This is a genomic window from Paenibacillus hemerocallicola (assembly GCF_006265175.1).
Lineage (GTDB): Bacteria > Bacillota > Bacilli > Paenibacillales > NBRC-103111 > Paenibacillus_AB > Paenibacillus_AB hemerocallicola.
In genome coordinates, this window is sequence record NZ_VDCQ01000030.1 from 1 (window position 1) to 10,989 (window position 10,989).

Annotated in this window: 10 protein-coding genes; 8 read left to right on the forward strand and 2 right to left on the reverse strand. The window is 53.3% G+C overall.

Features of this window, described 5'->3' with window-relative positions; all coding sequences use genetic code 11:
• Window positions 1-602 precede the first annotated feature (602 nt).
• Window positions 603-863, reverse strand: coding sequence for a hypothetical protein (locus tag FE784_RS20455; protein ID WP_246132110.1), 261 nt, complete (start codon window positions 861-863; stop codon window positions 603-605).
• Window positions 864-1,130: 267 nt separating this feature from the next.
• On the opposite strand from FE784_RS20455, the gene FE784_RS43125 reads away from it, so the two are divergent.
• From FE784_RS43125 to FE784_RS20475, 4 genes are all read left to right on the forward strand, one after another.
• Entirely contained in the window at window positions 1,131-1,484 is a 354-nt protein-coding gene (locus tag FE784_RS43125) for a YhjD family protein (protein ID WP_484217485.1), read from the forward strand.
• A 120-nt stretch (window positions 1,485-1,604) separates the two neighbouring features.
• Window positions 1,605-2,090, forward strand: coding sequence for an RNA polymerase sigma factor (locus tag FE784_RS20465; protein ID WP_139604092.1), 486 nt, complete (start codon window positions 1,605-1,607; stop codon window positions 2,088-2,090).
• Complete coding sequence (locus tag FE784_RS20470; RefSeq protein WP_139604093.1) at window positions 2,087-2,791, forward strand: zf-HC2 domain-containing protein; 705 nt, start codon at window positions 2,087-2,089, stop codon at window positions 2,789-2,791. The genes FE784_RS20465 and FE784_RS20470 overlap by 4 nt, the downstream gene beginning before the upstream one ends.
• Before the next feature lie 75 nt (window positions 2,792-2,866).
• The gene (locus FE784_RS20475) at window positions 2,867-3,388 is read left to right on the forward strand and encodes a YfiT family bacillithiol transferase (RefSeq protein WP_139604094.1); all 522 of its coding nucleotides are present in this window, start codon (window positions 2,867-2,869) and stop codon (window positions 3,386-3,388) included.
• Between the two features lie 214 nt (window positions 3,389-3,602).
• Here the strand turns inward: FE784_RS20475 and FE784_RS20480 are convergent, their stop codons facing one another.
• On the reverse strand, window positions 3,603-4,928 hold the full coding sequence (locus FE784_RS20480) for an ABC transporter substrate-binding protein (protein WP_246132113.1): 1,326 nt from the start codon (window positions 4,926-4,928) through the stop codon (window positions 3,603-3,605).
• A 321-nt stretch (window positions 4,929-5,249) separates the two neighbouring features.
• Here FE784_RS20480 and FE784_RS20485 point away from each other — a divergent pair, with 321 nt between their 5' ends.
• From FE784_RS20485 to FE784_RS20505, 4 genes are all read left to right on the forward strand, one after another.
• The gene (locus FE784_RS20485; RefSeq protein WP_139604096.1) at window positions 5,250-6,668 is read left to right on the forward strand and encodes an RtcB family protein; all 1,419 of its coding nucleotides are present in this window, start codon (window positions 5,250-5,252) and stop codon (window positions 6,666-6,668) included.
• A gap of 253 nt (window positions 6,669-6,921) precedes the next feature.
• The gene (locus tag FE784_RS42445; RefSeq protein ID WP_281287136.1) at window positions 6,922-8,349 is read left to right on the forward strand and encodes a flagellin N-terminal helical domain-containing protein; all 1,428 of its coding nucleotides are present in this window, start codon (window positions 6,922-6,924) and stop codon (window positions 8,347-8,349) included.
• A 596-nt stretch (window positions 8,350-8,945) separates the two neighbouring features.
• A complete protein-coding gene (locus tag FE784_RS20500; protein ID WP_139604097.1) occupies window positions 8,946-9,923 on the forward strand; it encodes an ATP-binding cassette domain-containing protein in 978 nt (325 codons plus the stop codon).
• Entirely contained in the window at window positions 9,920-10,765 is an 846-nt protein-coding gene (locus FE784_RS20505; protein ID WP_139604098.1) for an ABC transporter permease, read from the forward strand. Before FE784_RS20500 ends, FE784_RS20505 begins: the two co-directional genes overlap by 4 nt.
• Window positions 10,766-10,989: the final 224 nt, after the last annotated feature.

The window sequence follows — 10,989 nt, forward strand, 5'->3', positions numbered from 1 at the left end:
TCGGTGCCGCCGCATTTTTCGCGCCGCTTCCGGCGTTGTTGTTGCCGCAGCCGACCATTACAATTACGGTCAACAACAGCAACATGACATTCGCTATGTACTTCCTTCTCAATTGAATCTCCCTCTCCATATTAATGACAATAATATTCATTCTCAATAATAACCCAAAAAAAAGAACTTCCTCTTACACGATCACCCCATCCAAATGATAATGAAAATCATTAGCAGTACAGACGAGCTACTTATCATTGTAGCCGACAAAAATGAGAAAATGATGTGAAAAATAAAAAACATGTACACAGTTCGGGGACATTGTACATGTCGGATGGGATTGCCGGGAAGGTAACCGATAAGGTCGACTAACGGAGCAAATCTCTCCGGCATGCCGCCGATGATGGCGAAGGCGATCGGAAGACCCAGCGTTCCTGCCCGAACCGCCGACTGACGTGATTTCCGTTCATGGCATGCGGTCCTTGCACGCTCATTCAGCAACAGGCCGGCTCTGGAAGCCGACCTGTTCCGTCATCAGTGCGTTTTAGACAATCCGGAGGTACGGCGGTAAGCAATCGTGCCTTGCCCGGCGAACTCCGGCAAGAGCCTGTTTACCGCTCAGCACGGATCCACCGTACCGAATATTTTCCCCGCTGAAGGAGCGAGCTTCTCCAACTCCTGCGCCAGCCGATCCCACGAGCGTCCAGGGCCGCTTCTTCCGGATCGAGCTCGATGAAGATACCGCTGGCGCCCGCGGCCACGACCGCCTTGCTGAGGGGGGCGACCATCTCGCGCCGTGGGGCGTGTGTGGGATCGGCAAATACGGGCAGATGGCTCATCGACTGCAGCGCCGGAATGGCGGCGATGTCCAACGTGCTGCTTCTATACGGCCCAACCCGAAAAATCAACTCGACGTGACGGGCTCGCCAAGGAACCGAGGCATCGATGCCGTCGCTCCATATGATACAAGAATAACACCAAGCTGACAAACCGTTACAATGACCGCATGTATGCTTGCGATTTTGTCACGATCGAAGGTTGCGTGTTCGCGTATGTTCGTTTATAATGGGAACAAGTGTTCGTTTATGTGGAGGTGTTCGCGTATGGTCAATGAGCGTGTAGCGGTTTCTCCGGAAGATATGCATTTGATCCGAAACCTCGTCATACTTCCGGTTGTTCTATCGGCATTCGAGTGCGACAAGATCTATTTCGAGAAAGACAAGGGCCCCGGAATCATGAGTCATTACGTAACCGTTGTTCAACGTGCCATAAACAGGATACGGGTTGATATGGAAAGGTTATTCAGTACGCTGCGCGAGCGCGGTATTGATGTATTTGAAGAGAGACGCAACCAGAACGGAATAAACCGCGTATTTACGTTCGCCGGCCAGCGGAGTGTGTACGCCTTGTATTGGGGAGCCTTCGATGCGGAGATCGACTTGCTTACGAATTACTATTTGGGCAACCTGACGGATTCTGATAGGAATGGATAAGTCTTAATAAACGATGTATCGAGCTACAGCGCAGCGCTGCGGCTCTTTTTTGTGTTTTCGAAAATGATGTTGTAACGAAATGAAAAGTATGCAGTCTAATAGAGGTGAGGAAGTGAGGGAGTGACGAATTTCGAGAATGTCTACAATCAATATTTTCGGGATATCTACTTATTCGTGTATGCGTTGAGCCGCAATGAGACCATTGCCGAGGAAATCACGCAAGAAACCTTTTTTAAAGCTTTGAAAAGCATCGAGACGTTCAAAGGTCACTGCAAGATTAACGTTTGGTTATGCCAAATCGCCAAAAACACGTATTTTTCTTATCTGGAGAAACAAAGACGGCTCGGGCCGGAGCCCGCCTCTGAACCCGTAAGCAAAGAAAATGTCGAAGAAGCGATTCTGCATAAGGAGGATGCTTTCCGAATACACAAGGCGCTGCACCGTATGAACGATCCGTACAAGGAAGTGTTTACCCTGCGAGTGTTCGGAGAGCTATCCTTCGCACAAATCGGTCAGCTGTTCGAGAAGACGGAGAGCTGGGCAAGAGTTACCTTTTACCGCGCCAAACAAAACATTCAGAATGCGCTGAAGGAGGAATCGATATGAGCACAGTCCAGTGCGATATCATCAAGGATCTGCTGCCTTTGTACGTGGATAACGTATGCAGTGAGGCGAGCAGGAAAATGGTCGAAGCTCATCTTGCGGAGTGCGGCAATTGCAGAGAAGAATTAGAAAATATTCTACGCGAGCTGCAGATACCGGGAGATGCTGCCGGAAATAATCGTAGCGACGGCAATGTCATAAAGGGAATATCCACCATCTGGAATCGCTCCAAAACGAAAGCTTTTATGAAAGGAGCCGTCATTACGGCATTATCTTGTACGGTTATTGTTCTGGGGTATGTCGGTCTGTTTCACTGGAACATTACTGCCGTTCCTACGGATGTGATCCAGATAACCGATGTAAGCAAGCTGGCCGATGGCCGGATCGCCTATCATGTCCAATTCACGGATGGTTACGATCTCAATGAGGTCCGATTCGATTCCGATGAGAACGGAAATTTTTATTTGACTCCTTACCGGCCCGTTGTCAAAGAAAAGCCCATCATGGATGGCGGACTCTCCAATATGTATTACACGCTTGCGGAATTCGAGAAGCACGTATATCAAGAGAAGCATGGCAACGATAAAGAAATTACAGCCTTGTACTTCGGCACACGGACAGACAACATCCTGGTATGGAAAAAAGGGATGGAACTGCCCGCGGCGAGCGAAAAAGTCGAAGCTTTGCTGGATGGGAAAGAATAAGAAAGTCGGCCCCGTAATGCTAAATGCCCGACCTCATGGTATGGTAAAAGTAAACGACGTTAAGAGGGTGAGCCAATGGACCATCTCCGCTATCCGATCGGCCGATTCGAAGCCGTTCAGAATCCAACTCCGGAACAACGCAGCAGATGGATTGAGGATATTTCGGAAATGCCGAAAATGGTTCGGCTGACTGTGCAAAACCTGACTATGGAGCAGCTGCTTACCGAATATCGTCCCGGTGGTTGGACTGTCCGACAGGTCGTTCACCATATGGCCGATAACGATATGAATGCCTTTATTCGTTTTAAGAGAGCATTGACCGAGGATAGCCCTACGGCAGGTTCTTATAGAGAAGATTTGTGGGCGGAATTAAGCGATTATGAGACGCCAATTGAAGCCTCGATCATTCTTCTCGAATCCCTTCATTATCGATTTGCAGCGTTACTAAATTCATTGCGTCCGTCTGACTATCAACGAACATTTACGAGTCCCACTCACGGCGCAATGACTCTCGATGTCGCCGCTCAGAGGTATGCTTGGCACGGCCGGCATCATATCGCCCAAATCGCTTCTCTTAAAGAGCGGATGGGCTGGTAACGAAACAAATCGCGACTAAGAAACGTTGCTTCAAATTAAGGCCACAGCTTCAATGGGTTAGTCATAAAGGAGCCATCATCCTTAGCATCACTGTGGCATTGCCGAACCCTAATTTCATTATTACTAGACGAAATTTTGGCAAACGGCCCTCGCCGGCGCACGTGACGTCGCCGGCGGGGGCCGTTTGCCATTTCGATGCAGAAGGATTAAGCGCTTACTTTGACGCGGCGGCGGCTTCCGCTTGCTGGATTTTCTTATTCACTCTCTCCGCCGCTTCGCGGAGCGCCGTATTGACATCCTTGGTGTTGTACACGACATCGCGGACGATGGTAACGAACTCTCCGTTGTTCGGGCCGTTGTATTTGTTGACGGAGCCGGCGGGAGCGTATTTGTCGGGCTGTAAAGCCTTGCTGTTTTTGCCGGCATACATCGGGTTGTTTTTACCGAACGATTTGCGCAGTTCTTTGTCGTTCAGGGAGGTCAGAAATTTGCCGTCCTGGATTTGCCGTGTCTGGTATTCTTCGCTGGTCAGGTAGGCGATAGCCTCGAACGCTTGGTCCTTGTGCTGGCTGATGGAGGTGACGTAGAAGTAGGTCGGATAAGCTTGCGGTCCCATGTCCGGCATTTCCTTCAGAACCGGGAACGAGGCCAGATCCCAGTTCATATTGCCGATCTCCTGCGACGTATACAGAGCGGAAATGCCGAGGAACATCGCTACCGTGCGGTCTTTGAAGAAACGGTTGCGTTCGTGCGGTTCGGAAATTTTGCTTGGATCGACTGCTGCATAACCCGGGAGCTTGTAAAAGCGGATCAGGTTATCCGCGAAGCTTTTCCACCTCAGATCGGTGTCGTAGGCGGATTTTTTCGTGTCTGTGTACACGATGGGAATGGACTGCTGGTTCATCATGGCCAAGTGGCCGTACGACGAACCTAGCCCGGTATAGTTGACGCCGCCGTCGGTGCGGGTCAGACTTTTGCTCAGCTCGTACAAGTCGTCCCAGGTCATGCCGTCCTTCGGATAAGGGACGCCGAATTTATCGAAGAGATCCTTGTTGTAGTATAGGGCTGCGGGGGTTGTGTAGACGGGCAAACCGTAAATGCCGCCACCCGCCAATTGTCTCGCGGTATCCACCATGGTCGGCTCGAGCCGGTTCAGGTTGTAGTTGGCTTGCTTGATCAGCGGGCCGATGTCGTACTCCAGCCTGTAATCCAGCAGACTGCCCGGACTCGCTCCGATCGAAGCGAAGACGATGTCGATCTTCTGTCCTGCTGCCAGCAGCTCGGTGATTTTGCCGCCGGGGATATATTTGACCGTAACATGGGGGAATTTGCTCATAATCGGCTGACCGAACGTTTTCATAAACTCCTCTTCGGGCCAATCCGCCGGGTAAGGGAAATAGACGCTCAGCTCGGCCGGTTGTCTGTTGCTTGCGGCTGCAGTATCGCCTCCGGCGGCCGGAGCTACCCGGCTATTGCTGCATGCGGACAATAGTATAACGAGGAAAAGCAGTAAAGGGACAATCCTGTTCATCCTGTTCATGGACACTCGCATACCCTCCTTGTTTACAAGCAATGGGAAGTCGCTTACAAATCGCCCGGGAGCCGGAATGTTTTGTCGTCATGAAGATAGGGGACTGCCGTGATCCGTTGCCGCGCGTTCACCTCTTTCTCCGGAATAGTTCGGTTTGCCTGCAAGCGGTGGCTGTATTCTCAGTTTATTGAAGTTGCGGAGAAAGTAACAGTGTATTTTCTTAAAGATTAAAAAAAGTTTTTTCCGGCTCGCCATACTTGCGCCATGTTCCTCCCGTCCCGAATCGGCGAAGATAGAACCCATAAACAATACGAATCGGAGGGTTCAACTATGGAGTACTCATCTGTGGAGCATGGAAACAATCATTACGAGCTGGAGCTGCCGCATGGACGGCTGCATGTATTTGCGAATTCGGACGTGTACCAGACGTTCGGTGCGAAAGTATACGAGATGGCGGACAACAATCTGCGTATTCCCCGTCATGTGTATATGAGCTATACCCCGGACGCGCATGTGGGAGTAGGGACTTGCATCGGAACGACGGCGGTGTGGAATATGAAGGACGGGTTCGTGTCCCCTTCCATCGTCGGAGTGGATATCGGTTGCGGGATGCGGGTGCATACGACGACGCTGCATCGCCGGGATATTCAGGATCGGGCCGTGCGCAGGGCGTTGATTGAAGCGATCGAAAAGTATGTGCCGACGAAGGAACGGACCAATACGCATTATGCGGATATAGATATCATGAACGTGGTTCGGCATGGGTTAAAGGGTCTGCCTGAGAAATATGTCCCGCAGGAGCAATGGCTGACGCATGTGGAAGAGTCGACGTTCCGGTTTGAGCATGCTTATCTGGAGCATTTGCCGGCCCAGATCCGAAAATATGCGCACGGACAATTGGGGACGCTTGGAGGCGGGAACCATTTTATCGAGCTTCAGGTTTTGGAGATCGAGGAAGGCCGGGCGGAGCTGGCGGCGCGGTGGGGACTGTTCGACGGTCAGGTGGTGGTCATGATCCACTCCGGCTCCCGGGCATGGGGGGCGAAGCTGGGACAGACGTACACAAGCGAGCTGAGGGACGCGATGTACAGTTGGGGCGTGGACAATCCGGACCGGAACCTGATCTACGCTCCGATTGCCAGCCGGGAAGGGCAGACGTACTTGAACCTGATGTACTCGGCGTTGAACTTCGCGGTCAGCAACCGGCATATGATCGCCTTCGGGGTGCGGGAAGCGTTTCGGGACGTGTTCGGGGCCGGGCTGGAGATGCCGGTGCTGTACGACTTGATGCACAACTATGCGCTAAAGGAAGCTCATCGCAACCAGCCGATGCTCGTCCATCGCAAAGGAGCGACCCGGGCGCTGCCTCCCGGCCATTATTTAAATACGGCCGCCTACAAGGAGACGGGGCATCCGGCCCTGATTCCCGGCTCTATGGGAACGTCCTCGTATATTATGGTCGGTCGCGAGGAGGGAATGAAAAATTTCTACTCGATCTGCCATGGCGCGGGAAGAGCCCGCTCGCGCAAAGCGACGAAGGAGCTTGTGACGGTCGATCAATTCGAGCAATCGTTGATGGTCGGGACGGATGAGGAGATTCTGGTCAACCACCGGTCGCTGCAGACTATTCTTGACGAATGCCCGCAAGCGTACAAGGACGTCGATCAGATTATCGACAGCGTGGTCGGAGCGTCGTTGGCCGATGTGGTAGCCAAATGCAAGCCGATGGCGGCGATCAAGGGCGTGTAAGCGTAAGAAAGGCTCGTTTTGCGTCGACAGGTATTTGCCGGATACAGTGTGAATTCCGTATGGAGCGTTGAGCTGTGGCATCGCATCGTTCATGCGACCGTTAAGGTCGGAGGTACTTGGTGATACCCGAACAGGGGCGACGGTGTTGCGGAATATTAGAAGGGCCTCTTGATAGGGGCCCTTTTTTCGTCTTTACAAGGGACTGCAATTCGTTAATAATTACTTGATACTACATGACAGCGAGGTTTGCAGATTGATCATCAAACATAATTTGCCCGCCATGAATGCCCGATATAAAGCGACGAGAAACAATGAGTCGGTATCGAAGACGCTGCAGAAGCTGTCTTCCGGTCTAAGAATCACTAACGCGGCGGACGATGCGGCAGGATTGACCATCTCGGAAAAAATGAGAGCCCAAATACGGGGATTGAATGCGGCGAGCCGAAATGCCCAGGACGGAATCTCCTTGATCCAGACGGCCGAGGGCGCGCTTGGAAATATCGGCGATAATCTGCAAAGAATAAGAGAGCTGGCCGTTCAATCCGCCAATGGAACGTTGACGGAACAAGACAGAAGCTATTTGCAACAGGAGGTGGCCGAACTAAAGGAATCTATCGACAAAATCGCGGACACGACCGAATTTAACGGCATGAAGCTATTGGACGGATCGTTATCCGTCATTCCCGCGAAGCCGGCTATTCCGGCAGTTCCGCCAATACCCGCGACTCCGACGATACCGGCTGTGCCGACCATCCCGGCCGTACCGCCGACACCGGCCATTCCTGCCGTACCCGGTACTCCGGATATCCCTCCGAGCTCCTCTATTGACGTAACGACGGGCGGCATGGGAAAAACGATAGCGGACGGAGACATTCCGATCGGCATTTACGGGGCCGTCGTACGTATAAATCCGGACGAATATATTCATAGCGATGAAGCGTACGACCTTTACATAGATTGGCTAAACGGCGCACCCGTCGGGTTTAACGTCACTCGAACCCCCAGCGGGCTAATCGTGACTCATACGATTTCATCCGGCACCACGTTCAGCGTAAACGGGATCACTTTCGATATAACAAATGCCAGCACGTTCAATATGTCTCCGGGCAACCAACACCAAGGTACCGTGGTGTTCCATCCGGGCAATAACTCCTTGATACCGGGGATGCCCGGAACCCCGGCCATACCGGCAAGCCCCGGATCGCCTGAAATACCGGGAACGCCGGAAATTCCCGGGACACCCGAAATACCGGGAACGCCGGAAGTTCCGGCGACACCGGAGCGGGACAATCGATTGTCGTTTCAAATAGGCGCCAATTCCGGCCAGACGATGAAAGTAGAACTGGGCGATTACGGTTTGGCGAGCTTGGGTATCGGGACATTGTCCGTGGATCCTGCGGATAAAGCGTTGGAAGCCATTGCGGTTGCAGATGAGGCCATAGCGAAAGTAACGGCCGGCAGAAGCAGTTTGGGGGCCAGTCAAAACCGGTTGGAGCATACGATTTCCAATCTGAGCAATTCCGCCGAGCAGCTCACCGCCGCGGAGTCGAGAATCCGGGATGCGGATATGGCCAAGGAAATGATCGAATACACGAAGCATACCATTTTGGCGCAAGCGGCCCAAGCGATGCTGACGCAAGCCAATCAGCAGCCGCAGGGAGTATTGCAAATGTTCAAATAGTTTCGCGAGCAGACGCTGAGGCGCCTGCTTGTTTTTTTATTGAAGGTGTAACTTCGATAAAGCGTTAAAGCGAAGTGCGAGTTTCCGCCTTGGCCGGTGTTCGCGAGACGCCAATCCGTCAAATAGCGGAACTGGCGTATGTTATGGACCCGAAAAGCAGCGCAGACCGCACAATAACGGAAAACCATTCCTCTATTCCGCCGTTCACCCCCCATTTTCCCACCGAGAGATCAAAATAGCGGAAGCTTGTGCCGCTATATTCAGGAGTGCAACGAAATTCGAGACGATAACGGAACACAGCGCCGCTATATACAGGCAACGCGTTGTCTCCTCTATAGCACGGATGCACTTCATCGAGAGGGCTTCGATCAGAAGCTCCTCTCATGCACATGATTGCTCTCGTTCGCCAGAAACTGAAGATTTCATTAAAAGCTTAAAGTACATGTGGAATCCTCGGAGCTGAATAACTGAGGATGAAGCGGCAAAATGCTGTCAACCTTCTCATTTGCATGAATGTTGTAAGCTTGAATTGTCACAAGGTTAATGGAGCCGGGACTTATCCGGCACGGCACTCCAACTCTATTCAAGGAGGCACTATGGCGACAAGCGAGTATGCAATCGAAGTGCGGCAGTTGAGGAAATCGTTCGGGAAGGTCGAGGTGCTGAAGGGCGTAAATCTCGGCGTGGAGCGGGGAAGCGTATATGCGGTGCTCGGGCCCAATGGGGCCGGCAAAACGACGACGGTTCGCATCCTGTCCACGCTGCTCGTTCCGGACGCCGGAACGGTGCGGGTATTCGGGCATGACGTGGTACGCGAGGCCGACGCGGTTCGAAGCCGGGTCAGTTTGACGGGGCAATTCGCTTCGGTGGACGAAGGGCTTTCCGGTCGCGATAATCTGGTGATGGTCGCGCGCTTGATGGGTTATGCCTGGAAGACTGCCAATGCGAGGGCGAATGAGCTGCTTGAAGCGTTTGATCTGACGGAGGCCGCCTACCGTCAGGCCAACACGTATTCGGGGGGAATGCGGCGCCGCTTGGATATTGCGGCCAGTCTGGTCGTTACGCCGGAACTGCTGTTTCTGGATGAGCCGACAACGGGGCTCGATCCCCGCAGCCGCAATCAAGTGTGGGAGATTGTCCGGACGCTGGTGGCCCAAGGTACGACCGTATTGCTTACGACGCAATATTTGGAGGAGGCCGATCAGCTAGCCGACCGGATAGCCGTCATCGATCACGGCAAAGTCATAGCCGAAGGAACCGTCGGGGCGCTGAAAGCTTCGGTCGGGTCGGGGAGTGTTCAGGTGAGGCTGGACAACGCGGAGCAGCGCGGAGAGGCGGAACGGATTTTATCCCGCACGCTGGGCGCGGGCGTACAGCTCGCTTCCGACCCGGTCGCTTTGTCGGCCCGGGTATCGAATCCCGAGTTGGCTGCAATCGCTTTGGCCGAGCTATTCCGGGCCGGAATTCCGACGAACCGTTTCTCGCTCGCGCAGCCCAGCTTGGATGAAGTGTTCCTGGCTTTGACCGGTCGTCCGGCCGTCGAAGAAGCGAACGGTGAGGGGGATACGCTATGAACGCTACTTCTATGACCCGGACGATCGACGGGCGGAAGCTGAAGCAAGCGTTGTCCGTTCACAGTCGTCCGAAGCGTCCGAGCGCCTGGTCCGCCACGATGACGTTTGCCTGGAGAATGGTGCAGGGTACAAGGAACAATCTGTTTATGTTTCTGATCGATGCGGTTGTTTTTCCCGCGCTATTTTTATTGATTTTCACCTTTTTGTTCGGCGGAGCCATCTCCGGCTCGACCGGCCTGTATTTGCAGTTTTTGCTCCCCGGCATGCTGGTCTACACGGTGACGACCATGACGGTATACACCGGGGTTACGATCAGCACGGATATTTCGAAGGGCGTATTCAACCGGTTCAAGACGCTTCCGTTCTGGCAACCGGCGGCTATTATCGGGACGCTGTTGATCGATATCGTCCGGTATGCGGCCGCATTGAGCGCTACTGTCGGGATCGGGATGCTTCTCGGCTTTCGGCCGGAGGCGGGCTTGCTCGGCGCCTTGCTTGCCTTGTTGACGGTCATTCTGTTCGCCTTTAGCGCGAGCTGGATATTCGCCTGCCTCGGCGTCGTGGTGAAGAAGACCGAATCGCTTACGAGCACGAGCTATTTGGTGCTGTACCCGCTTATGTTCACCAGCAACGTATTCGTGGATTCGTCCACGATGCCCGGATGGCTCCGGGGCGTCGTCGATCTGAATCCGCTCAGCCTGGCTTCGACGGCCGTACGGGGATTGATGCACGGCAACGCCGCGGCCGGCGACATCGTCTGGGCGCTGGCGGGATGCGCCGTGCTCGTCATCCTGTTCGCACCGCTGACGTTTCATCTGTATCGCCGTAAGGTGCCTCAGTAGGGGGGCATGCGGTTCACCGAAAGCCCGCTGCGTCGCTGGACGATTGCAGTGAGGCTTTTTTTTCTACGACAGCATTATCCGCAAACAAGCTGGGGGCTGCTTCGGTGGGCGTGACAACACGTTGCCTGTGTATAGCGGCACTGGATTCCGTTATTGTCTCGAATTTCGTTTCATTCTTGAATATAGCGGTACAGGCTTCCGTTATATCGATCTCTCGGGTGAAA